The sequence below is a fragment of the Microcoleus sp. FACHB-1515 genome, assembly GCF_014696105.1.
Lineage (GTDB): Bacteria > Cyanobacteriota > Cyanobacteriia > Elainellales > Elainellaceae > JAAUTJ01.
In genome coordinates this window covers 37,793-62,367 of sequence record NZ_JACJPO010000037.1, presented here as the reverse complement: position 1 = coordinate 62,367, position 24,575 = coordinate 37,793, and the positions used below count along the sequence as shown (strand labels likewise).

The 24,575-nt window shown below is 52.9% G+C and carries 19 protein-coding genes and 1 pseudogene; 6 read left to right on the top strand and 14 right to left on the bottom strand.

Going from position 1 to position 24,575, the window contains the following annotated elements; translation table 11 throughout:
* Positions 1 to 263: 263 nt before the first annotated feature.
* Positions 264 to 617, top strand: coding sequence for a hypothetical protein (locus H6F67_RS12465; RefSeq protein ID WP_190766830.1), 354 nt, complete (start codon positions 264 to 266; stop codon positions 615 to 617).
* A gap of 180 nt (positions 618 to 797) precedes the next feature.
* Here the strand turns inward: H6F67_RS12465 and H6F67_RS27370 are convergent, their stop codons facing one another.
* The 4 genes and pseudogenes from H6F67_RS27370 to H6F67_RS12455 form a co-directional block, all read right to left on the bottom strand.
* Positions 798 to 1,553 (bottom strand): acetamidase/formamidase family protein, encoded by a 756-nt coding sequence (locus tag H6F67_RS27370; protein ID WP_199304386.1) that lies wholly within the window; start codon positions 1,551 to 1,553, stop codon positions 798 to 800.
* A pseudogene (locus H6F67_RS28495) lies at positions 1,448 to 1,900 on the bottom strand (acetamidase/formamidase family protein); the annotation flags it as partial. The gene H6F67_RS27370 and the pseudogene H6F67_RS28495, both read right to left, overlap by 106 nt.
* A gap of 27 nt (positions 1,901 to 1,927) precedes the next feature.
* A complete protein-coding gene (locus H6F67_RS27360; protein WP_199304384.1) occupies positions 1,928 to 2,122 on the bottom strand; it encodes a twin-arginine translocation signal domain-containing protein in 195 nt (64 codons plus the stop codon).
* Between the two features lie 417 nt (positions 2,123 to 2,539).
* Positions 2,540 to 3,073, bottom strand: coding sequence for a hypothetical protein (locus H6F67_RS12455; protein WP_190766828.1), 534 nt, complete (start codon positions 3,071 to 3,073; stop codon positions 2,540 to 2,542).
* Positions 3,074 to 3,276: 203 nt separating this feature from the next.
* Between H6F67_RS12455 and H6F67_RS12450 the strand changes: the two genes are divergently transcribed.
* From H6F67_RS12450 to H6F67_RS12440, 3 genes are read left to right on the top strand one after another with little or no spacing between them, the layout of a single operon-like run.
* Entirely contained in the window at positions 3,277 to 3,921 is a 645-nt protein-coding gene (locus tag H6F67_RS12450; protein ID WP_190766826.1) for an AAA family ATPase, read from the top strand.
* Positions 3,922 to 3,961: 40 nt separating this feature from the next.
* Positions 3,962 to 4,849, top strand: a complete 888-nt coding sequence (locus tag H6F67_RS12445) for a ParB/RepB/Spo0J family partition protein (RefSeq protein ID WP_199304383.1) — start codon at positions 3,962 to 3,964, stop codon at positions 4,847 to 4,849.
* 33 nt (positions 4,850 to 4,882) lie between these two features.
* Complete coding sequence (locus tag H6F67_RS12440; protein ID WP_190766822.1) at positions 4,883 to 5,950, top strand: YhcG family protein; 1,068 nt, start codon at positions 4,883 to 4,885, stop codon at positions 5,948 to 5,950.
* 193 nt (positions 5,951 to 6,143) lie between these two features.
* On the opposite strand, the gene drmC is transcribed toward H6F67_RS12440, so the two are convergent.
* The 7 genes from drmC to H6F67_RS12405 form a co-directional block, all read right to left on the bottom strand.
* Positions 6,144 to 6,941, bottom strand: a complete 798-nt coding sequence (gene drmC, locus H6F67_RS12435) for a DISARM system phospholipase D-like protein DrmC (protein ID WP_199304382.1) — start codon at positions 6,939 to 6,941, stop codon at positions 6,144 to 6,146.
* Positions 6,938 to 8,851 carry a DUF1998 domain-containing protein gene (drmB, locus tag H6F67_RS12430; RefSeq protein WP_190766820.1) on the bottom strand — a complete coding sequence of 638 codons (1,914 nt, stop codon included), beginning with the start codon at positions 8,849 to 8,851 and terminating at the stop codon, positions 6,938 to 6,940. The genes drmC and drmB overlap by 4 nt, the downstream gene beginning before the upstream one ends.
* On the bottom strand, positions 8,848 to 12,228 hold the full coding sequence (gene drmA, locus H6F67_RS12425; protein WP_190766818.1) for a DISARM system helicase DrmA: 3,381 nt from the start codon (positions 12,226 to 12,228) through the stop codon (positions 8,848 to 8,850). Before drmA ends, drmB begins: the two co-directional genes overlap by 4 nt.
* A gap of 93 nt (positions 12,229 to 12,321) precedes the next feature.
* The gene (locus tag H6F67_RS12420; RefSeq protein WP_190766816.1) at positions 12,322 to 16,341 is read right to left on the bottom strand and encodes an Eco57I restriction-modification methylase domain-containing protein; all 4,020 of its coding nucleotides are present in this window, start codon (positions 16,339 to 16,341) and stop codon (positions 12,322 to 12,324) included.
* Positions 16,342 to 16,349: 8 nt separating this feature from the next.
* Complete coding sequence (gene drmD, locus H6F67_RS12415) at positions 16,350 to 19,583, bottom strand: DISARM system SNF2-like helicase DrmD (RefSeq protein WP_190766814.1); 3,234 nt, start codon at positions 19,581 to 19,583, stop codon at positions 16,350 to 16,352.
* A 264-nt stretch (positions 19,584 to 19,847) separates the two neighbouring features.
* Positions 19,848 to 20,618 carry a Uma2 family endonuclease gene (locus tag H6F67_RS12410; protein ID WP_190766812.1) on the bottom strand — a complete coding sequence of 257 codons (771 nt, stop codon included), beginning with the start codon at positions 20,616 to 20,618 and terminating at the stop codon, positions 19,848 to 19,850.
* 115 nt (positions 20,619 to 20,733) lie between these two features.
* Positions 20,734 to 21,057 (bottom strand): hypothetical protein, encoded by a 324-nt coding sequence (locus H6F67_RS12405; RefSeq protein ID WP_190766810.1) that lies wholly within the window; start codon positions 21,055 to 21,057, stop codon positions 20,734 to 20,736.
* 319 nt (positions 21,058 to 21,376) lie between these two features.
* On the opposite strand from H6F67_RS12405, the gene H6F67_RS12400 reads away from it, so the two are divergent.
* Positions 21,377 to 21,652 carry a hypothetical protein gene (locus H6F67_RS12400; protein WP_190766808.1) on the top strand — a complete coding sequence of 92 codons (276 nt, stop codon included), beginning with the start codon at positions 21,377 to 21,379 and terminating at the stop codon, positions 21,650 to 21,652.
* Between the two features lie 382 nt (positions 21,653 to 22,034).
* Here H6F67_RS12400 and H6F67_RS12395 read toward each other — a convergent pair whose 3' ends face one another.
* The 3 genes from H6F67_RS12395 to H6F67_RS12385 form a co-directional block, all read right to left on the bottom strand.
* A complete protein-coding gene (locus tag H6F67_RS12395) occupies positions 22,035 to 22,649 on the bottom strand; it encodes a hypothetical protein (RefSeq protein WP_190766806.1) in 615 nt (204 codons plus the stop codon).
* A gap of 92 nt (positions 22,650 to 22,741) precedes the next feature.
* Complete coding sequence (locus tag H6F67_RS12390) at positions 22,742 to 23,650, bottom strand: LysR family transcriptional regulator (protein ID WP_190766804.1); 909 nt, start codon at positions 23,648 to 23,650, stop codon at positions 22,742 to 22,744.
* A 39-nt stretch (positions 23,651 to 23,689) separates the two neighbouring features.
* On the bottom strand, positions 23,690 to 23,887 hold the full coding sequence (locus H6F67_RS12385) for a hypothetical protein (RefSeq protein ID WP_190766803.1): 198 nt from the start codon (positions 23,885 to 23,887) through the stop codon (positions 23,690 to 23,692).
* 13 nt (positions 23,888 to 23,900) lie between these two features.
* Here H6F67_RS12385 and H6F67_RS12380 point away from each other — a divergent pair, with 13 nt between their 5' ends.
* On the top strand, positions 23,901 to 24,521 hold the full coding sequence (locus H6F67_RS12380; RefSeq protein ID WP_190766801.1) for a glutathione S-transferase family protein: 621 nt from the start codon (positions 23,901 to 23,903) through the stop codon (positions 24,519 to 24,521).
* The last annotated feature ends 54 nt before the right edge of the window (positions 24,522 to 24,575 follow it).

Here is a 24,575-nt window from a genome sequence, read left to right as displayed (position 1 = left end):
GGACTCATCTCTGCCTGAGAGCCTTCAGCGTCGGGTCGATCAGTCGATCGAGTCCTGCGCCGAAGCAAGCAATCTAGGTTGGGAGAAATCTTGTGTAACTTTGCACCCTGGTTACACAAGATTTGCGACGATGGGCAACCGCTTCATACAAGGACAGCCCATTTCTCTAAGACGAACTCGCGTTACGCAAGCTAGTCGCTCGGCGATCGAGATTCCTTGTGTAACCCAATCTGAAAAATATCCCTCGTTACACAAGAAGTAAAATGCCGCGCCAGCCCTCACTCGACTCACTCCGTACTACGCTACAACGCCTGAGCCTTAAGCAGAAGCAGGAAGTTTATGCTTGGCTGGGAGAAGCGATCGCGGCAGAAGCACAAGGGGCGATCGAGCTTCCGCAGCAGTCAGGGTCAGCCGCGATTGAGCAGCGGCATTATGAGGGGAAGCTTTACCAGCTTGAAAAGCGACGTTGTAATAAAGCGGGCTGTCGCTGTATGACTGGTGCTGTAGCCGAAGCCGGGCATGGTCCCTACTGGTACGCCTACTGGAAGGAACAAAAGAAGGTTCGCAGCCAGTATGTGGGGAAACGCCCGCCTTGGAATAGGGACAGCAGTCAGTAGGTTTTGTATATGCTGTGGTTGCGATGGCTATGAAGGCAGAACAGACCTTGCAATCCAGAGTTGAGCGAATCGCATCTTGTGTAACCAATATTAGTTTAGCTCCTAGTTACACAAGAAAATAGTACTCGTCGTTTGCTGCGGGCGCTGTCTGCTTTACTTCAACACCCGCAGCCCAAAGTTCTACCCATTCACCCACAACGACTTGGGTAGCAGGCAGTGCAGGCTGCTCGCTCCTGCTTCTGGTCGCCCGATGCGTGCGTCCATCGCCAAACTTGCTAGCGAGTAGGCGTCCAGCGCTGTCAGTCCTTTCATTGCCTGCAAGCGCTTAATCATGCCGATCGCCGCCAGGTTCATCGCCTGCATCGCATCGCGATCGACCGAGTGCGTCACAAAGCTGTCGATCGTGCCGATGACCGGATTGGGCACAAGCACGGGAATCGGCTGCTTGGGCAGCATACAGTACACACCCTTAAGCTGATTGACCACTTCCGCGACGCGACAGTCGCCATACGCCGCCATGTAGCGCCGCGCCTGTGTGCTGCTCAAGCCTTTCGAGTCGGCTAAAAACTTGAGCGTTTCTTCTTCGAGAATGTCCATTGCCACGTTGAGGTCGCGATCGTACCCAACCGTAATCCAGTGCGTGTCTGACTCGATGCGCGGCCAAGTGAGCGACTGACCTTTGACCACTTCGATCGTCAAGTTGAGTTCGTTGAAGGCTGACTCGATCGCCGTCAGGTTAATCTCGCCATTGCCCTGAACGGCATGAGAGTCGCCAGACCACAGCAACGCGCCTTCGACAAATACAGGCAGATAGATCGTCGTGCCCTCAACTAGTTCGTGACAGTCCATGTTGCCGCCAAACGGCCCCGGTGGAACGGTGCTGTACTGGCCGCTTTCGGTTCGTGCGACGCCAATGATGCCGGGAAACGGACGCACAGGCAGTTCAATTCCTGGTAGAAACTCAGTAACGCCGCGCTTAAGATCGAGGTAGAAATGCTTGACCTGCGGTTCAGCAAGAGCGTGGGAAACTGCCCCAGGTTGAGACTTCCCGGCAAGTTCCAGTTCGCGCCATACGTACGCGGCACAATGCGATTGATGCGAACTTTGAGAACGTCACCAGGCTGTGCGCCTTCGACAAAGATGGGGCCTGTGACCGAGTGCGGGCCGCGACCAGGATTATCAACGCGCAATCGAGTAATTTCCTCGATCGACACTCCCGGCAGCACCTGATTGAGCGAGGCCATCATCGTTTCCATCACGACCGTATCGCCCGAGCGAATGCGAGCGCGAGGCGGTTCCGCATTGTTGAACTAGCCCCACTGTACCGTCTCATCATTGGCAGGCAGCAGATACACGCCACCCTGATACTGCCCAACATAGCCTTCTTGCATCGCAACCATTTCGGGGCGAGTCGGTGGTGCTTCTTGGGCGAGCGCTTTGGGCAGTAGACTAGCGGCAGCAGCGGTGGCAGCACTGCCAAGCAGAAAATCACGACGATTGGGCATAGATGTATATTGATGAAACGTGCTTGTAGACCCTGGATTAGCCTGGGTAGAGATGAGCTTTATTATTCAGACTTGGCGGATTAGATATTGTAGTTTGCACTACAAGATTGCTTGGCACACGAGGCGCAACCCTGTTCGTGGAATATTGAGCAATTCGCGATCGGTTTGAGATCTACAGTCTCAAGCAGCTTGCACAGTTATCTACTAGCGCTTGCCTAAGTTGCGATCGCTAGAGTCATAGAGCGATCGTTTCTTGTGTAACCAAGAACTTAAACCGCTAGAAGTTACACAAGAAAAAAGAGAAATTGCTAAGGGGCGATTGCTAAGAAGTCATCATTGAAGCTGAAAGCTTGCGTTAAAGCTTAAGTTGTCGAAGCCCAAGTAAAACGATCGTGAGGTGTGAACTGCTCATTTCTGCTACGGGCGTATCATCACCTTTTGAATGAATGCCTGACTCTGGTTTGCATCCCAGCCTAGTTCTTGGATATACCGTTCGATCGCCTGAAATATCAAACCGTGCGGGACTGGGCGCTCAGCTACCACTCTACTGAGTCGTTCAGGTTCTTCAAGCCAAGTCCTTATGTCAGGACGAACATACCAGTCGGCCTGATCAGGATCAAAATCTGGAGGCGGAGCAGTAAAGTAAATTGCGTCTAACTCGTCTTCCTCTACTTGAAGCCAGCCAATCTCCTTTGCCAAAAATAGCCAGTCTTCTTCGTTGGCTTCAAGAAACCTGGTGGTTACCTCCAGCCCAGCCACAGGATTGTACACACCCGCCTGCCAAGCTAAAATGTAGTGTTCAGGGTTTTCCTGCAAATCTTGCGCTAGAAAAGCTTCAATCTCCAATTGAATTTTTGCTTCACTCTCGCAGGTAAGAGAAAAGGATTTGTGTGGCCGAGATTTCTTAACACTCGACTGCTTGCGTGGTTTTGCTTTGAATCCTTTAGCCATAGATTCCTCTCATCTGGTAATCGCCAGCAGTTCTGCTTATTGTGATGCCAGAAGTTTGGTAGTTCTTGTTCCATCATGACATGAGAAAACTGCCTTTTTCTCAACACTCAAGAACTACCTCATCTAATTACATTTTCATCGAAGGGAAACGTTTCCCTTCATCCATTTTGCCGTAAACTAGCTTTGTTGTTCTTGATTGCTGCATGCCTACGATCGCGGTTGTAAATCAAAAAGGGGGAGCGGGAAAGTCCACGATCGCTGTCCATCTCACTCGATGGTTGCAGCGTCAAGGGAAGTCGATCTTGCTGGTAGATGCAGATGGACAGCGTACCTCTTCGATTTGGCTAGAGTCTCTAAACTACGAAATTCCCTTTCAGGTTGTGCAAAATCCTGATGAACTCTTAGAGCAGCTACCCAAGCTCGCCGAAGAAACAGAATGGCTGCTAGTCGATGGCCCTGCTACACTTAGTGAGACAACAAGGGCGCTGCTTTTATGGGCTGATTTAGCGTTGATTCCTTGTCAGCCTGCTGGGGTTGATTTAGCCAGCGCTTCAGACACGGTGCGACTCGTTCGACAGGCAAAAGCAATTCGTGGCGGATTGCCGAAGGCAGCCTTATTTCTTAACAAGGCAATCAAAGGAACAAAGCTCAAGGACGAAGCGTTTGCTGTGTTGCAGCAAGTTCAAGGTGTCAAGTTGCTGACAACGATCGTCCACCAAAGACAAATTATTACAGATGCTTTTGGTCAAGGTGCAACCGTCTTCGATATGGCAGGAACACCAGCAGGAACAGCGCGGCAAGAACTAGAGAGTTTATTCAAGCAGGCGATGGAGGTGATGAATGGTTAAGGAGCGCAAAACACTTAGTGACGCTGTGATGCAGCGTTTCATGACCGACCCAAACAGTATTCAAGATACTCAACCTTCTGCTTCTGTCGCGCTAAGCGTCATTAAACTACCTGCTAAACGGCAGCCTCGTCGCTACTTCGCCCCTGAGAAGATGGCACAGCTAGTGGCATCTGTGAAAGAACACGGCATCCTGGAACCGATTCTAGTTCGTCCTCTAGGAGAAGGTCGCTACGAGCTAATTGCAGGAGAGCGTCGGCTTCGAGCTGCTCAGGAAGTAGGACTGACTCAGATTCCGATCGTCTCACGCGAGTTTTCCGATCAGCAGGCTCTCCAAGTCGCGCTGATTGAGAACTTGCAGCGGGACGACCTTAACCCGATCGAGGAAACCGAGGCAGTATTAGAGCTACTGGCACTCGCTTTGGACACGAATATTGACGAAGTGAAGTCAATCATCTACCAAGCAGCAAACTCAAAGAACCGAGGGCAGGAGTTGAAGGAAAACGTTTCCCTTCAGCTTGAAAAGATCGAATCTTGCCTAGCTGAATTAGGTCGGTTCAATCTAGAATCCTTACGCAGTAGTCGTCTGCCGCTGCTGAATTTGCCGTCGAATATCTTAGATACTCTACGGGAAGGAAAGTTGGAGTACACCAAAGCTCGATCGATCGCCCGCGTGAAGAATGAGCAGCATCGAGATGAACTGCTAGAGGAGGCGATCGACCAAAGCCTCTCCTTGAATGAAATCAAAGTGCGAATTAAGGAGTCGAAGCCGGATGCAGGTTCAGAGACAACGCCGGAACAAGCGCTAATTGCTCGCATGAGCGAGATTACTAAGCGGTTGAAGAAAAGCAAAAGCTGGAGTGAGCGCAAGAAGCGCGATCGAATTGTCAAGCTGCTAGACGAGCTGGAGCGGCTAGCTGGCGAAAGCTAGAGCGTTTCTTCGACATCATCAAAATCAGTAATTATGCCTAAGCAAACTTCCCTTTTTCCTGACGACTACGATGATTTCTTCCGTAGTTTGAAGGAGCGAATTCGATCGACTCAGGTCAAGGCAGCGCTCGCCGTCAACCGAGAATTGGTACTGCTCTACTGGCAAATTGGCCGAGAGATTCTTCAGCGTCAGCAGGAAGAAGGTTGGGGTGCAAAAGTAATTGAGCGTCTCGCTAGAGATTTGCGTTTGGAGTTTCCTGACATTGCTGGGTTCTCGCGCACCAACCTCCTCTATATGCGGGCGTTTGCGGAAGCTTATCCTGATGAGTCAATTGTCCACCAGCTTGGTGGACAAATTCCCTGGAAGCACAACTGCGCGATCATCGACAAGGTGAAAGACCCAGAGCAACGCATCTGGTACATCCAAAAGACGATCGAAAATAGCTGGAGTCGCAACGTTCTCATCCACCAGATTGACGGTGATCTCTACAGCCGTCAAGGTGGGGCACTCACAAATTTTGAGCAGACGCTTCCTGCGCCTCAGTCCGATTTAGCTCAGAGCTTGCTAAAGTCCGAGTACAATCTGGAATTTCTCAATCTGCGTGAAAAAGCACTTGAGCGCGATCTAGAGCGTGCCCTGCTTGAACACATGCAGAAGTTTTTGCTCGAACTGGGCGTGGGCTTCGCATTTGTGGGCAGTCAGTATCGGCTGGAGGTTGAAGGTGATGAGTTTTTTGTAGATCTGCTCTTCTACCACCTTGCCCTGAGTTGCTTCGTGGTCATCGAGCTAAAGACGACTGACTTCAAGCCTGAGTATTCTGGGCAAATCAACTTCTACGTCAATGTGATTGATGACAAACTACGTCGTTCAACAGACAACCCAACGATCGGAATCATCCTTTGTCGCTCCAAGAAGAAGTCGATCGTCGAATATGCCTTGCGTGGCATGAGTCAGCCGATTAGCGTTTCCACCTACCGCACGACAGCAATGCTGCCCGACGAGTTCAAGGCGAAATTGCCCTCGATCGAAGATTTGCAGCACGAGATTGAAGCGGTAGCAGCGATCGTTGAGGAAGTCGATCGCAAGGCAGATTCAGAGTGAGATGGAGAGCGAATCGCATCAACTTGGGCAAATAGTTCGGACGCCATTGTGCCAAACGCAACTTTGGGCAGCAAATCATCGGAATCGATTTGAGCGGTGATTGCTTCTAGCCCAGAGAACAAGCGCAGTTCTGGGACTGGAGCAAGAATGGCAAAGGCGTGAATTTTTTGCATCGCGATGTGTTTTGTTAAATCTAAAGTCCTGGTATTTTTTGCAGAATGTTTTGAGCGACCAGCATCTCAAACTGCGATCGAATCGCTCTAGCAGTGGGACGATTTGCAATCAAAACGCCCGCTTCGATGTTGCGCTGATGGGCGGCTTCTGTGAAATTGGCTGACGTAATCAGAACTTGCGCTTCATCAACAACGACACATTTGGCGTGGAGACAAGCGTTGCTCTGGGAAGACAGTTCCAGCGCTCTGGGATCGTGAAAGACTTCGGGCAGGCGCGATCCCGGCCAAACGTTTTTCCGAAAATTCTCCGCGAATTGCCGTAATAAAGTTACAGTCGGCGTTTTGTCGCTGTATTGGCGTTTAACGTTGAGAAACATTCGGACACTGAGGTCGGCATTTGCAGCCATTCGATCGGCCAGAGGGCGAAATATCTCGTGCCCTTTCGTACCCTGATCGACCGCAAAGCTAGAAATCAAAACGTTGTGCTGAGCGCTCTGAAACAGTTCGCGTACAACCACAGCAGTATCGCGGCTTTCGGTTCCCAACACTTCGGGGCCAGTCCACACCAAATCAAACAAATGCTGGTGAGCGATCGCCTGCTCTTGGGCTAACAGCTTGAGCATGTAGGCAATGTGGGTCGTGCTCATGCCTTGCTGACGGAGTTGATTAAGTTCTGCGGCGATCGCGGCGGCAAGTTTTTCTGGAGCGTAGCTGGTGAGAGAAAACGGGTGGATTGGGAACTTCAGCCACCTAGATTCCAAAGCGGTTGCCAGGTCAAGCAGCGCGAAACGGCTCAGGCTCAAAAATGGCGACATCATTGCAGCGCGTCCGGGAAGAATTCAGCACCGAATCGTTCCACTGTGCTGACGACTAGGGCGCGATCGAGCAGTTCGTTACGGCGTTCGCAAGAAGTTTCGGCAATCAGCAAGCAGCCGTGACAGGCCGCGCCATGCAGCAACCGATCTTCCTGTTCATCGCTGGGTTTGTGCTGAGCGCACACCGGATCGTTTGAACATAAGCGGCCATACTCCAGCGCTTTGCCCAAGTGATGCTCGATGCGTCTGCCCACTTCGACCAGTCCGCCCAATGTTCCTTCTGATCCTGACGTTCCAGTGTGAAGCAAAATGCCGTAGCCAATATCGTCGAAGGCGTAAATGCGTTCGCGAATGGCACTGGAGGCATAGCCGCAGTCGAGTGAGACAGCGGTAATCAACAGGTGAGAGAGTGAGTGCAGCATAATGTAGGCTGCGCCTGGAAATTTTGTTTTGTCGCGAGGAATGCCGCGGCTGTCCAGCCACTTGTAAAAGCCTTGCTCTAGTCGCTGGGATTGCGCTTTAACGCCTGGCCGATCGAGCCACTGCCCAATGGCTTCGAGTTTGAGGCTGATGAAAACGCCTTCGCCCAAATTTTCGATCGCAGGTACCCAGTTTGGTTCAAAGTCTAAACTGGCGCGGCGCAAGTTGATTGCCAGATCGTCAATTTCGCCTTCAATGTTGGGCATGGCTGCCTCAAATCGAGTAAAGCCAATCAGCGCAGAAACTTCGCGGAGGCGATGCACCAGGACGATTCGATCGATTGTCGATCGCCACTTAGGATCGAGCTTGTCCGGTTGGCGCGTGTAGCCTTGAAACGGTTTATCGGTTGGCGGTGCTTCTTTGCCCAGTTCGGGAGGACAGGCAAGTAAGGCTTCGAGTTCGACCTGCTTGATGCTTTTGTCAGGTGCGATCGAGCCGCTTTTGCGTCGCTGAATTTCTGCCCAAACTGCATCTGCACCAAACCTGACCAAGCTGGCGTACCTAGCTTTTTTGTGAAGGCTTTTTTGAATTTCATCTAAATCTTCAGCGCTGTCTAGCTCCCCAGTGTAGAAGCGATCGATCGCCTGCTTCAGTTCTGCATCTTGATCGGGCAGTGAGACGACGCTGAGAATCTGCGTGAAGTAGGCATTGCTGGCTGAACGAACCAGCAGGCGATTATATTCTTCGGTTTCTACAATCTCCCCTAAGCTGTTGATGTTGTGGCCTAGACAAAAGGTTTCTTTGCCTTTCGAGCCGAGCCAGGGGCGATGTCCCTGACATTTTCCAAGCACTTTGGAATCTTTCAGTTTGGCTTCTGAAAGCGGGCGGCGTTTTCTACAATTTGCATCACTACAGCGAACAAAGATTTGCTCAAAATCATTTCCAGATCCACCTTCATCTAACCAAAGTTGTCCGCGACAAGTAGACTGAGAATCGCGATGAACGAAAGTGTACCAGTCGATATCGCTGAGGTGGCCGTTGGTGCAGGCTTGAACGAATCGAACGGGGACGACTGGCGCTTTGTCGCCGTCAAACTTGACTAACCCGTTTGTGGCGGCTTTGACAGTACTCCAGGAAACGAGCGGACGAGTGCGGTAAGGTTTGCCATTGTCGAAGGTGCGATCGATCTGCACCAAAAACCAAGTTGGAAAGACAAACGCATCAATCCCGCTGACGGACGCTTGCGGATCGCTCGACTGCTGTGGGGGTGTGCGTAGTTCGATGTCTTGGGGATTGGGCAGTCCGAGACTCTTGGCAACTTTGTAGCGCAATCGATCTTCGCGCACCAGCAGGCGATCGCCCTTCCAGTAGGTTAATCCAGCAATCACAACCGATCGCTTCGGCAAATCAACCATCGATCCGGGGCCAAAGGTGGTGAGAACCTGGCTTTGACGCAGTTCACCGCTGGGCTTGGTTTTTCGTTTGTCGTTCATTCTTCGTCCTCGACGGTCATTCCGTATGGGTCGCGTACCCAGAGATTTACAGTGGCCTCGACATCGCGCAGGCTACGATGTGCCTTGAATTTTTCGTGTGGATGAGCGTTTGGGTCTAGGGCATCAACCAGCAGTGCGGGCGTCCCCTCAAGCTCTCTCGATTGGTATTGCAGCCGTTTATCGCGATCGGCAATTCGTTCCCAGGTGTCGATCAAGTCCAGCACTTGCGCTCGGATTTGCTGCCGTGATTGGGTGGAGTCTTCACTGTTTTGCTTTTGGAACTCGGCGCGATCGGCAATTGCCTCGATCACCGTTTCGATCGCCTGCCGCTGGCTGCGGACATAAGAAGCACCGATCGCCTCGGTCATTTCAGGAATCAGCAGTCGAGTCAGGCCGACGACGACGCCCGCTAAGCCGCGATCGAGGGCGCGGGATGAAAACGGCGTGACGCTGGTGGCTTCGACGGCGCGGTAGAAGCTGTTGTGCCAGCTTTGGAAGCGTTCGTAGTGCGATCGATCGCGGGGGCGGTGAATGTTGAGCAGGGTGACAACGAGGCCGGGTTTTGTCGCTTCTCGACCGACGCGACTGGTGGCCTGAATGTATTCGGCTGCGGTTTTGGGCTGTCCCAGGACGACCATCAAGCCGAGCCGCACGATGTCAAGACCAACGGAGATCATGTTGGTGGCAAGGGCGATGTCAACTTTTTCCTTTTCGTAGGCGGGCAGGGCTAAACGTCGCTTGGTGTTGGCAACTTTGCCAGTGCTGACGCGAGAGGTGAGTTCTTCGGGTTCGTCGTCAATTTTGCGATCGCGAAAAGCGCCGATCGATTCGCCATACCGTAAGCGCCGATCGCCGTATGTACTCAGTCGCGAACTCACTTCATCTTCCACAATCCGCCGACTGCCACCAAGTTCACGCAGCGAGTTGAAGTAGCCAAGCAGCGTCATGTAGGGATCAGCCGGATTATCTTTGTTGCGATCGCCGCCCTGCTCGATGTACTGCTTGTAGGCTGCGGCCATTAGCGCCAAATAGGTTCGCAGCAAAACGACTTTCAGGCTGCGGCCTTGAGCGGCAACGCCGAGGTAGAGTCGTCCGGGATCGTCGAAGTTCGTTGTGGCAAAGAAGGAATCGTGGCGATCGGGGCTGGGAGGCGGAAAGATGTGGACGTGGTTGCGCCCGAATAGAGCTTGAATCTGGTGGCTGGCTCGGCGCACGGTTGCCGTTGATGCGATGATTTTGGGGCGGATTTTGCGGTCTGTGGAAGAACAGAGGGTGTCGATCGCCGTCTCATACAGCCCGACCATCGTGCCCAGTGGCCCCGAAATTAAATGCAGTTCATCTTGAATGATCAGATCGGGTGGCGGCAGATAAGCACCGAGCGGCTTGCCTGCCTTTTTCTCGTCGGCAGGACTGTAGAAGCCTTCGCCGTCGTGGTAGTGAGTGACGCGCCCGAACAGTGCGCCTGTTTGTCCGATCCAAGGCAGGGCAGCAAACTTATCGACGGTGGCGATTATGAAGCAGGGCAGGCGACGGTAGATCGGTTCATCGACGGTAATAATAGGAAGCGGATTGCGGCTGCGGAAGTCGCAACCGCGATTGACGCAAATGATTCTGAGATTCTTTGGATCGTCTGAAGATGGATGGATCGAAAAGGAATTGACGGTGAATTTTTCGCCACACCAGGGACAGCGCTCTAAAGGGATGGGAGCGGGTCTGCTTTTGCTATCGCGCTTGAAAGCTTCAGTGCGGCTGAAAGCAGAATATTCGTCTTTATCGCCGCGCCTGCCCATTCGATTCGGTGTGGCGCTTTGACCGACCCACAGCCCAATTTCAAACGGCCAGTCACCCAGCTTGGCGGGGTCTTTTTGGCGTTCGAGTTCGAGAGCGCAGATCAGGCGGGCGGCTCGCTCTAGCTGATCGAGCGTTAGCAGGCGCAGGGTGTAGCGCATCAGAACGCTCAAGCCAGCCGATCGAATCCCCACATAACTCAACCGCCGCAGAACCAGCGTAAAAGCCGCCAGTCCCAAATAGGCTTCAGTTTTGCCGCCTCCGGTGGGGAAAAACAGCAAATCCACAACTTCGCGATCGCTGCAATTGGGCTGCGCGATGCTGACCAGATTCAGGAGAATAAAAGCAAGCTGGAACGGTCGCCACTGGGGAGGATCGAAGCTTTCGGGCGGGGCGTTGCGGTCTTGGCTAAGCTGGCGGCGACGGGCGATTGCCACGACGCGATTCGCGATCTGAAATGCCTCTAGCACGTTGGGATCGCTGAGTGCTTGCAGGCCGGATTCGATGCGATCGCAGGCAGTTTCGGCATTGTCGACCAGAACTTGGGCGGCGGCTTGCGCTTGCGGCGGATCGATCGACTGCGATCGCTGGGCGGCGATCCAGGTGCGGTATTCGGTGATGAGCGGGTCGAGCTTTTGCCGAATGGCGCTCGCATCGGTGGCATCGGCCAATGCTTCCATGCCAAGCTGCACGTTGGGAATGGCAGCAGCTTCGACTCTGGGGACGTTGGCAGTAGGAATCCAGGTCGTGCAAATTTCGGTGCAGCGGGATCGATCGACGCTATGAGCAAGGGCAGAAACGTTATGGCCGACGGCAAATTCGTAGTCGTGGCGATATTGCAGATTGGCGATCGCTTCGTCCCAATCGGTGCTGTCACCCCGCAGATCCGATCGCGGCACAAAGCCTTCAGCGCATCGAATTACAAGGCAGGTTTGAAAGGCAAAGGCTTTGTCTTTTTCTCCGGGCTGCTGGCGATAGTTGACCAAGAAAATTGAGGCGGATAGCGTTCCGACTGGAAAGCGCGAATCGAGGACGGGGCGACAGTTGACGACCAAGCTTAAGCCGCTGCTGTTGGGGATATCGATCGTAAAGGAATCTTCGATCGCCGTAATCGAAACGTTTAGCGTCACCGACTGGGGAATGCGCTGCCAGCCTTCGGGCTTGCGCTTCTTTGAGTCAGATTTGGAAGGTTCTGCTTCCGCTTCGGCGGATTCCTCCAGTTCGATCGCCACATAATCACCCCAGCTTGCCGTCACTTGCAGATCGATCGGATGACGATCGAGCAGAAAGCTTAGCCCCATTGAAGACGGAAAAAACGGCTTGCGGGCGGGAACGCCTTCGGGAGCTTGGCTGTCTTCGCTGGAATCGCTGCCTGCCACTTCGTCGGGAGTGTCGTCGGCATCATCGTCGCTGCGATCGTCTGGTTTCGTGCCAAACGGCGCTAAAAATCCGGTGAGATACCACTTGGAGGGCGGCTCGGTGAGAATTTCGGTTGCATAAGATCGATCGCTGGGTTTGGGGCCAACCAGATCGAGTTGCAGGGCATCTACGAGAGTCGATCGAATTTCGGCGGATGTGTTGGGCGGCATGGGCAAACGGTGTAGAAAGTTGAGGTCGCGATTAGCAAGGAAGCAAGTCGTCTAGTTGCAGTTGCAAATCGGACAGCAGGATCGAGGTGTAGGTCATGACCATCGCTCCCCATCAAAGTTCGCGGGTGAATGTTCGTCCGATTTGATCGAGGCGAGCAAATCAAGCTGTTGAGACGGTTCGGCTTCCTGTAAAACAACTGCGGTTCGCTGCTTTTTCGGTTTGCTTATCAAGCTTTCCTGCTGCGATCGCTGCAAATTCAGCTTCAGCAGTCGCGCCAGCACTTCGTCGTGAACGTCTTCCGGCCAGCGATAGCGCCAGGGTTTTTTGCGCTTGCTGCTGCCTTCGGGGTCTTCGTCTTCGTAATCGAGCAGAAATTCGCACTTCGTCGGAATATCGTGCCAACCGTAGGCATCCAAGACAGCCCGATCGATCTGCTCGTGCAGCGATCGCAGTTGCAAAATGTCGGGGTCGATTTCGTCGGGGTCATGAAAGCGATTGTAGGTCTCGGTTAATCCTTGATCGTTGCGAACCATCAGATCGGCGCGAAATTCGTAGTAAGTTTTGCCGATCGATTCAAGGGTGCGATCGAGTTCCCAGTCTTCAGGAAAGGGAAACGTTTCAAAGCAATCTGAGTTTGAGTAGTTCAAATCATCTTTCATAGTTGATGAAAAGAACCATGCCCAAATTCCATGAATGTTACTTTGTAGAATTGCAAAGCTAGAATAACTGTCTAAAGGAAATACTGCTAGCTTGTGAGAATAAACTATTTTGCTTGGCAGAAAGGCAAACGATAAATGTTTGCCAATAATGCCGCAGACTAACACTCGATCGCACTGGGCGATTGCTCTAAACAATGCTGGCGTGTATCTTCCCCAAAGCCACCATTTTTCTTTTCTACGTTTCGCATCTGCATTACCACCTAATCGATCTCGTTCCGGTTTAACCTTTTCTTCTACGATCGCCATCAAATCAGGATATTTTCTTGCCTCATCTTCTTTCATCTCGCCAAAATTGATGACGTAGCGGTGATGGGCGTGAGTCGGGCTGCTGTTAACTTCTTCGCCGCCGATGTAGGGAAAGATGCGATCGGCGTTGCGCGGATCTTTGGCGATCAGTTCGTGCATTTGGGCGATCGAAGTGGCGTTAGGATTTGTATCGTCAAAGGTGAAACCCATTCCTAAAACAATACTGCCCTGAAAGCTTTTGTTGGCATTGGCGCGGAGGGCGATCGGGTTTTCATGTCCGCCATCGTGGAAGAGAAAAGCAGTGATTTTTTCGAGCGATCGACCATTCAAAATTTTGATACCCGAATAATTGCCTTTGAAAATGTTTACGACACTGACCACGACTGCGGCTAATCCCGGCCATTTCACTCGCTTTTGAGCGTGATAGATTGTGCCGCCGTTTTGACAAATAAATCGAAGTCCCGTACTGCGAGTGTCGCCCTGCGCGATCGTATTGGTGGCAATCAAACCAAGTGCGCCGCCTTTGCGAAGCAGCGTGAACGATCGCCGGAAAAAATGCGCCACCAGATCGGCGTTGCCGTGTGCTTCGGGATGCACGATTTTCAGCCAGTCTAAATAGCCTTCCACATTGCCGTTGATCGTCGTATTTTTTCCGGCAAATGGCGGATTTCCGACGATCGCATCAAAACCCGGATTGAGGCGATCGAACACTTCGGGAAACTCTAGCTCCCAGCAAAACGGCAAGACGGTTTTTGCTCCGGTGGTTAGTGGTGAAACGATCGCCGCAATGTCCGTTTCGCTCACCAGTCCTTTTTCATAACCGATCAGCTTGCCGCCAAATTCTTCGCGATGGTGCTGCCGCTGCTTGGCATTGGTTCCTGCAAAGAATGAGGCGATCGCCACCTGAGCCGTCAGACGGGCAGGCGCTAGCGCATGGTTGACATCTTGCAAGAGAGCTTGCTTGCGATCGGCTTCGTCGTCCGTGCGCGTATCCGCCGTTTGAATTTCCTGCCGAAACGCCAACGCTTTCGCCGCCGACTGCCGCATCAGCCGCTTGTGGTCTTCAAAAAACGTCGGCTCATAAGCCGCACTCGCCCCAAAGCTGCCAATTTCTGATCGCGTCAGCCCAACCAGCGAATCGCCACATTTGAGCGCATGATCCAAAAACGTAAACGGCAAATCTTTCGCCAATGTCACCAGCCACAGCGACAGCCGCGCCAAATTCACCGCAAACGGATTTTTATCCACGCCATACAAACACCGCTGCGCCACCAATCGCCGCGCCACAACGACATCTTCCACCGCTTCCAGCAAATTGTCCGGCTTACCGTGATAGTTCCATGCCTCGACCAGTCGATCGCCCAACTGCCGACAAGCCTCGACCAAAAACGCCGCCGACCCCATCGCCAAATCGCACACCTTCAGATCAAGTAGCTGTGCGGGCGTGGGATGAGTGCCAAGCTGCATCAGCACAGGTTCCAGCGTCTTCTCGACGATCGGCTGCGTCAGCTTGCGCGGCGTATAGTGCGACCCCGATCGCCTGCGTTCCTCGGTCGGCTGAAGGTAAAGCGAACCGGGAGGAAGCACATTGCGAGTTCGATGGGAAATTTTCGCGCTCAAGGCCGCCACGACTGTGGGAATATGCGTCGCGGCCTTGAGTTCCTTTGCAGCCTTGGCCGATAGCTCACAGTTGGCCGACTCCTTCAGCAGCTTGGCACGATCGATCGGCTTGGCCTCTAGCAGGGCTTGCAGGTCGATTACGATCGTCGTCGTTACTTTCGAGCCTTTCGGCCTGCTGGAAATGCCGATCGAGAAATGCCGCGAAATCTCAACTTCGTAGCCCATGATCGCTTCATAAACTGAGCCGATTTGCTCCACGTCCAGCGATCGGTACGACAGCCGTTCGCCATCCAAAATCAGCAGCTTATCGAGCATTCGATAAATCACGCCGTCAGAAATTCGCGGAGCTTCCAGCCTGCCCGCTGTGGCATAGTGCGAATCGATCGATCGCCCTTCCAGATACGGATACTCATCCGGATTAAACAGTTGTCCCCGCCGCGCCGGAAGATACTCGGCATTCGCGCCACCCCCGTCATACACCAGCCGAAATAAGCTCAGCAGTGCTGCCCAAGCACCGTAGCGCTGATCGATCGTGTCCGGATAGTTGCCCGCATCTTCGCGCAGCTTTTCATACAGCCCGGAAACCGCATAGTGACGCTGATACACCTCGTCATCCGGCATCAAGCCTTCATCTTCGGCATACAGCAAAAACACGAGCCGCATCAGCGTCGTAATTAATCCGCCATAGATGTGTTGCGGATCGATCGCCGCCAGTTCGCGCAGCAGTTTTCCGTTCACAGCCGCATCTGCCGCCTGAAAACCGCGCAGCAGTTCCCACAGCGCATCCAACACTTGCCCCGACAGCTTCGTTGACACTTCCGCCTGATAGCTGCGACTCTCTTCCAGCAGTGGCCTTAAGCGCTGCGAGTCCGGCACGTTGAACAGGCGATCGTCACCCAACAGCAGATCGATCGCGCCCAAAATCGATCGCCCCGGCACTTCCGTCATCGCCTGAATCGGAAAGGTGAGATGCCCGGACGATTCCCCGCTCGGCGCATACACCAGCCGAATTTCTGTCCCGTTCACCAGCAGTCCCGCAAACACTCCAGTTTCCCGCAGCAGTCGCTCAAACTTCGCCTGAATGCTTGCCTTCCAGCCGTGCCCCGCCTCCGCAGCCGGATCATCTTCATCAAACGGCAATCCCAACTTCACTTCTTGAATCAGCAGAATCCACTGATCGCTATCCGGGTCGCATACCGCATAACTCGGCTTCAGCAGTTCCCCATAGCTCGGCAGTGCCACCGTCAGCGACTCCGGCAGGGCTTCTAGTCCAACCAGATCGCCGTCCCGCCAGCCCAGCACCGATCGCGCAAACGTGGAAAATTCGACCCACGCGACCTTTTCTTTATGGCGAGGCAGAGTGTCGATCGAAACGATCACTTGCAACCGCTCTTGCAAATCGACCAGCTTGCCGCGATCGATCACCGCCTGCGCCTTAATCAAGGCTGGAGGCGACACCACCAAGCCCACAGGCTGAAGCAGTCCCAACCATTCTTTGTGTCTGAGGATATCTATATCCGCTGCCATCTCACGCCTCAACTTGACACAGGCCACAGGTAAACAATGCCCACAGGCTCGACACGGGGAGTTTTCACTCGGTAGATTTGCTCAATTCGGGCAGGTTCGCTCAAGATATCCGCTTCCAGTTCAGCGATTCGAGTTTCCCAGTGCCGTCGATCGAGATCGATCTGTCGCCGCTCTTCGGCATTGAATTCATTGAGTAAAGAAAGCTGCTGCGTGTCATACTGCCGCGACTGCTTGAGGATGCGATCGCGCTGTTCTTGCAGCAAGCTTTGCATTTCTGCCGCTTCCTGCTTGCCGCGCTGTTCGAGTTTGCGCTTGGCGCGATCGGTCAGTTCTGAAGCCCGCCGCTCCAGATGCGGCAGCAAATCCTCGACATCGCGAGCCGTATGCGCTTTGAGGCGATCGACCAAGGCGGGCGACATTTCTCGCAAACGCGGATGTGCCAGCGAATCTTCTAGAATCTGCATCACATCTTTTTTCTCACCTTCACTGAGCGGACGCAATCGCCCTTTGCCTCTCGCTGTCGGGTCGATCCATTCCGCCGCGACCGAGACAATTTCATCATGCAGACGTGAGGCGCGATCGCCATACAGCGACAGCCTGCCCAAAATGATCACACGTGGAATTGGGTCATCCGTGCGGCAAACGCAGGCGCGGCTCAGTTCGTCATGCAAAAATCCTTGCGAGAGAAATCGTCCCAGGAGCCGCTGCACGATGCGATGCTCTAGATGCAGATGTACAACCTGCCCATCCAAAGAACCCGGATCGCGAAACACAACCGGACGAATCGGCGCTTCCTTACGCCACTCCCAAAGCTTCTGATTTTTGGGACGTGGCGATCGCAACGTATCGAGTGTCGTCGCCCAAGTCGGATCGGCTCCCGCCTGCTGATCGATCGCGGGGATCGTCCACTCGCTGCGCTCCCCATCATCAACCGCTTTGGCTGCATCGATCGGCTTGAGCGGTTCCGCGCCCATAATCTGCAAGGCCACCGAGAGCGTATCGCGAAAATGGCGATCGTCCAGCCCCAGCCACAGCTTCGAGTCTTTCAGCATTGTTTCCAGTTCGATCTGCTGCTGTCGCAGTTTATCTTGCCGCAGCCGAATCGCCTCTAACTCTTCTCGAATCGCCCTGCCCTGCTGTCTGTCTTCCTCATCGGCGCGATCGGCGGTGTCGATCGCAGTGGAAAGCTGCTGCGCTTCCGCCTGCCGAATGCCACCATCCAGCAGTTTGCTCACATTCTTCTCCAGCACGGGCGACAAACTGCCCAATTCTTCTTGAATTCGCTGAGTTTTCTGCACCAGCACATCCAAGACGCGATCTTCCACTCGCTGAGTCAGCACAAAGTAATGACAGCGAACTTCTTTCGATCGCTGAAGCTTGCGATCGATCCGCCCGTTGCGCTGCTCCATCCGACTCGGATTCCAAGGCACATCGAAGTGAAACAGATCGGCGCAGTGATTTTGCAAATTCACGCCTTCTCTCGCCGCATCCGTCGCAATCAAAATTCTCAGCGGATGTTGAGCAGGATCGGCATTAAATGCCTGCTTAATAAACTCCCGACGCTCCTCACCCATGCCGCCATGAAAGCTGTCGATGCGATCGAACTCGCGATCCGAGTTAGCAGCGATCGCGCCAAGCTGCTGTTCTAAATAACGCTTCGTGTCAGTGTATTCGGTGAAAATTAGCACCCGTCGATCGCGCCACTTCGCGCCCGCCGCGCCCAAATCAGGACAAAGATTTTGCCGTATCCACTCCGTCAGCTTTTGCACTTTACTATCGGGTAGATGCCGCGCCTGCTCTGCAATCTGAGTCATTCGATCGAGCAGATCCAACTCCTGCTGCGAAATTGTTCCACTCGCCCAAGTTGCTTTTTCCATCTGAGCGGCTTCTTCATGCAGCACTTCGTCTTCATCCAAATCGGCGCGATCGTCATCTGCCCCGATCGAGGCTTGCAGGAGGGCAAAATTCTTGTGACTTGAAAATTGCTGTTCCGCCTGCCGCTCAATTGCCCGACGATGCACTCTCAGCGTCCGGGCAAACGCTTCGATCGAAGAGAGCAATCGCTTTTGCAGCGAGGTTTGCACCAGCATCGCCGTTCTTTGAGTCGATTTCGGCGCACTCTTCAACCGCTCCTCCTGACAGGCGCGATACTGCTGAAGTAGCTGAGCTAGCTTCAGTTCTGGCACATCTTCGGGCAGATGATCGATCGCGATCGGCACAATTTTCCGACACGGAAATTCAGCATGATGAATCTCGCGTAAATCACTTTTGAGCCGCCGCACCATGACGGCATCCAACAGCTTTTTGCTGCGAACCGGAACGCCCCGACAAAACCGCTGCGGATCTAAGATTTCCAGCAGGGCGGCGAAGCTGTTGGAATGTCCATTATGTGGCGTGGCGGATAGAAATAGCTTGTGTTCAAATCGATCGGCCAGATCGCGGACGGTGCTGGTAAGTTGCGAATCGATAGCATACCGCGCCCCGCCAGAGGGAGCCGCATTGTGCGCTTCATCTAAAATCAGCATCGCCCCCGGTGAAAAATCTTGCAGCCAGTCGCGCAACGGAGCTGCATACGCTTCATCTCGCAGCAGGGCATGAGAAATGATAAATCGCGTGTGAGTTTTCCAGGGGTTGATGTTGTAGCCACGCTCTCGCCGCTTTGCCGCTACGAAGTCGCGATCGAACACGATAAACGTTAGCCCAAATCGACCTTCCATCTCATCCTGCCACTGCCGCACAACTGAGGGCGGACAAGAAATCACGACTCGCTTGATCTTTTGCCGCATCAGCATTTCGCGCAGAATCAGTCCCGCCTCGATCGTCTTGCCCAGTCCCACATCATCGGCAATAAACAAATTCACACGCGGCATCTTGAGCGCTTTGCGGAGCGGCTCTAGCTGATACGCTTTCACCTCAATTCCCGCTCGGTAGGGCGCTTGAAATAATTTCGGATCGGTAGAAGTGACACAGTTCCAGCGCAAAGCGTGCAGATAAGCCGAAAACTGACGCGGCTGGTCAAACCCGCGATTGGCAACTGATTCCCAAGACGACGCTTGCAGAATTTGAGCATCAATTTCCCGTTCCCAAAAGACTTCTAGCACCTCGCCTTGGGCATCGTCTTCCAAGCAGGCCAGCCGCACCTTCGTATCCCCGATCGACGCAGGCAGGATCACGTCTTCAACAAGGTACTGGCGCGATCGCACTCGAATAATTTTCCCAGGCTCAAGCAGCACGGATGACATCGCGGTTCCTTTATACACCTTTATCTATGACGGATAACACGGAGTTCCAGCAGTCGATTTGAGAAATCTTCTTTATTACTTCACCAATTCAGCGTTTATGTAACCCATCCGCGCAAATTAATTAACATGACTAAGAAAACTGCATCATTACGGCCCCTAAAGCAGCACGGGCACAGCCTCAGCAAAAACTGCAAGCCCTTCATAAGGCTTACTCGATCGCGACGACTACTTTGCCGAAAGAATGAGTTGTTTTGCTAGATGGCGCTAAATTAAATCTGGGTTAACTCCCAGTTCCCGTAACCGCTCCGCTAGCCTTGCTGCTTTTGCTTCTGCCGCGATCGCTCGTTCACTGCCCATCAGCAGCAAATTTCCCTGTAAATCCCAAAAGCGCAGCCAAAGCTGGTCTTGATTTTGATACGCCCCTTGCCACACACCAATTTCAACTTCCATTGGCAAGATGGGGTAGTGGCCGCGATCGTTCGCCACCATGCGTTGATACTGCCCGCCCACCAATTCGTACATCTCTAGTTCGCCACTGTTAACGAAGAAGATGCCGTAGTAGGGCGATCGGACAATCCGCTCATACACCCAGAACTTCCCAGGTCGAGTGGTTCCACTGTCCTCAGAGTAGGAAAGTGGCGTTTTATCACGCTCTTCACTGCCATCGCCAGAAGCAAACTCTAGAACGATCGTAGGCGCAATAAACTCTCGCCACAACACATACGATCGCCGGATCTCGCCTTTGAGTCTGGGTGGCACATTCGGCACATAGAACCAATCCGGTGCTTCCGCACCTTTTTCAGGTGGCTCTGTTTCGCGCCAGTAGATGCCGCAGTCTTGCCCGATCGCATACTGCCCATCGGGATGAAGTCGCTCCAGCGTTGCTCCGATCGAGTCCGTCAAAATCAGCGACTGAGGATGCTCCTGAAAATTCTTCACAAACGAACCGTCCGACTCTGGTAGCTGCGTGTGGTCGGGAAACTGGGGTGGCAACTCTGGGGGAGCCGATCGAGTTTGAGCCAAGGCTTCACTCATGCCATTCCACTGATAAGCTTGGCTTTCAGCATAACGCAAACGTTTACTTCAAAAGCTTGAACAGAGTATTGTGTGGCGATCGTGAATAGTTCGCTCAATATCCTTAACTTGCTGTCTATTCTCCTGCGGGTAGTTCAACAAGTATGGATGTTTGCCGATCGATCAGTGTTTGCAGCATCGAAAGCTGTTGTTCCAATTCAGCGATCGCCTCCCGCCGCTGGATTCTGGCTCTCCAGTCGCGGTACTTTTCGCTGCCAGCCTTGCCCAAGTGCTGATTCTTGTACTGGGGATTCTTGCTGCTGAGTTTGTAGTAGAGGTATTCACCCTTTGGTGCAGGACTGATCCAGACGTTGAGCGGAGCCACACTGCCAGAGTTGCGGATGGATTGGATCTTTTGAAGCAGGTGATCGCGCTCGGCTTCTAGGTGGGGGCTAGTCATTTTGTTCTATCGATTTGTAACTCGATCGCCAGAATAAGAGTAGATTGTTCTGTCGATTCAAAGCTTAATCGACAGAACAGAATGTTGCTCGATTCAGGCTTTGTAAAACCTCTCCTTGAATTGGTGATGCACCTGCACGGCTGGTTATTCTGATTCCGTAAGTCTTGTCGGTGAGTTGCATCTCTTGACTGCCAAGCTTTCCCTGCCTACCGGCAGGTAGGCAAGAGTCTTTGTCAGATTGACAGAACTTGCAGCCCGAACGCCCAATGACCAAATACAATTTTTGTGGTGAGCTAATGTACTATTCGCCCCAAGTGCCATGACGACCGCTCAGCAAATTGGATATTGGCTGGACCGAGATGAACTGCTGCGAATTCGCGATCGCAAACTGCTGACGAGCGATCGGGACTACCTATTCTTTGCCTTGCAGATTGATTACCCGGGCAAGCTAAATCCGAGTGTGGATGTCACAGCGTTTTGCGATCGCTGGGATTTGAGCATTGGTAACTTCTACAAGGCATTAGGGGATTTGAAGAATAAAGGTGTGGTCATGGACATCACGAATCAACTGGATTTGCAGATCCAGCAGGAGTAGTTGATGCAGCATCTCACTACGCGGCTTGATTTTTAGTTTTATTGAACTTATTCAAGAGCCTTCCAACCCGAGGAGCGGGAGACTAGTGCTAAATTCTGTCGATTTAAACCTCAAGCGACAGAACAACCTTGAACTAATTTTCTGTCGATTCAAGGTTCAACTCGACAGAAAACCTATTTCTGCACGGTAAACCCTTCAACCGTGCAGAAACCTCGCAAAGTTTGTGCTGCCTTCGCCACGGTTGATCGCCAAAAAGCAGCATCTCCCGAAGTGTGTCAGTGGTACGATCGCATCAGGTGGTCATCGCGGCTGCGTCAGAATTTTTGCATGGCTCAAGCAAACACCGGACAGAAATTTGCCCAATCCCTGCAAGCCGCTGATTTTAGTCCCACCAATAGCGCAAAACGGGCAAGGCGCGATCGTCCTCATCGCCAACCAGTCTGGCTGCGGCTTCACCCGCGTACACCTGCACGTCATCGGCCTGCCACTCCTGACCAAAATTCACCAGCTCAAACACGTGTTCATCATCAGCCGATAGGATGTAGAGCGTATCGCAATTATGACGCTCCTCCAGCAGGGGCAGAAACCTGAGGTAGCCCCTGCGCCAGAGTCGAGGATGCTGCTCGCGGGTCATCGTTTCAATGTCTGGCAGTAGGGCAAAGCCGTGCCAGAGCTGCGGGTTTTCGTAGAGATCGCTCGCGACTTGATAGGGATCGAACGAGTTAAAGCCGCTGTTGAGCATTAGGGCGACCCACAGTTGTTGCGGCGTGCAATCGCCCACTGGCAAATCGGCAGGCAGGGGCGATCGAGGATGGCTGTAGTCATGCGATCGAAAGCCAGGAATGGAGTAGTGAATTTGGCTCATCTGAATTTGCAGTTGCCGGATCTGGCTTGAGCAGAAAATCGTCTTTGAGTGTGCGGGTGCACTGACTGCGGGGGTGCGGACAAGCTGCTTGCAAAGCTGGATGCAGCGGGTACTCCGGTAAGGGCTGAGCATCTAACGACAGCGTGATCCTCATGTTCTCAGGCGGGAGCGCCACAAACTCCGCGAGCTTCTGTGCAGCATCAGTGTCGCGCTGAAGGTTATTTTCAAACATCGCTGTCCCCATTCAACGATGTTGAAACTGAACGGACAATCTCTAAAAACGCTGGCAGCGTGACAGACGCATCGCCTTCTCTCCAAGCGATCGCCAGTGATACTTCGGGTGAGGCAGGCTGCAACTCTCGGTACACCACGCCCGATCGCTGAAACTGTTTCGCAGCACCGGAAACAACTGCCACGCCTAAGCCTGCTGCCACCAAACCTAACAATACCTGCATCTCGCTAACTTCCTGCACAACACGAGGACTGAAGCTCGATCGACGGCATAAAGCAATCACCTGGTCATACCAGCCACAACCTGTATTCCGCTGTCCTAAAATGAACGCTTGATCGGCGAGCGATCGTACCTTCACCTTTGCCTGTGCAGCCAAAGGATGCGCCTCCGGTAAAGCTAAAACCAGGGGTTCCTCCAGCACCGTTTCAACGATTAAACCTTCTGCTTGTTGCAGCGGCGGAACAACAAATCCGACTTGAATTTCTCCTTTATGCAGTGCCTCTACCTGTTGATCTGTTGTCAGTCCCACCACGATTAACTCCACATCTGGAAATTGCTCACGATAGTTTTTCAGCGAGGTAGGAATGATGTCATAGGCGGAAGATCCTTCAAACGCAACCGTTAACCGACCCACTTCACCCCGCCCCGCCCGTTGAGCAGTCTGGATACTTCGCTCAACTTGTCCCAAGATGTGACGGGCTTCCTCAACAAACACTCCCCCAACCTCAGTGAGTTCCACACGGCGACTATTACGCTCAAACAGTTGAACGCCCAACTCCTGCTCAAGCTGTCGAATTTGGCGCGTAAGTGGTGGTTGCGCCATATTGAGCCGTCGCGCTGCCTGACTAAAGCTGAGTTCTTCTGCCACTGCCAGAAAATAGTGTAGCTGCCGCAACTCCATGATTGAATTGAAGCGATCGATACTTTAAGAGTATTGCTGCTAAACGAAATTGGTATCGCACTGCGGCGGATCTATACCTTTAGGGTAGTACTGCGGCTGTATCGAATCATTCAAGATTAAGCGTGGAATGAAGCCGCAATATTTCGAGCAAGATGGCACTTCATAAGCGCGGCTGGTATTGGCAATCTCACGCGATCGAATGAACAGCGAATGAACAGCGATCGACTGATTCACCATTTTTCTTCAAAGCATGATCAAACTATTCTACGCTCCGGGAACTTGTGCGCTTGCGCCCCACATTGTTCTGGAATGGATTGGCGAACCTTACGACCTGCAAAAGGTCAAGCCCAGCGACCCAGACTATCTACAACTGAACCCGCTAGGACAAGTGCCTGCCCTGATCGACGGTGACAGTGGCGTGATGAATCAAGCCGATGCCCTGCTGAAATATCTGGCGCATAAATATCCTGATGCCAAGCTGGGCGACGACGGCACATTGCAAGATGTCTACGAACTCGATCGCTGGCTGGCATTTCTCACAGGCGACGTGCATCCTGCGTTCTTTCCCTTTTTTGCACCGCAGCGATACGCGATCGATGAGCGCAAGGAAACTCAGCAAGCTGTCAAAGAAAAGTCCTACAAGCTGATCGATCGCGTCTTCAAGCATTTGGATGCCTATCTGGACGGGAAAGAACACCTGGTCGGGAATCGTCGCACGATCGCTGATGCCTATGCCTTTGCCATGATTCGCTGGGGAAACGCGCTGCCCGATCGCTTGGCGGACTATCCCAACCTGTCCCGCTTCTATCAAATACTGCGTGAAGACGAAGGTGTGCAGCGAACAATGACGCAGCAAGGAATCGATCAATGAGTGAAAAAATCGATTTTCTAATCGTTGCTAACAAACGAATCAATGAAGCTCAAT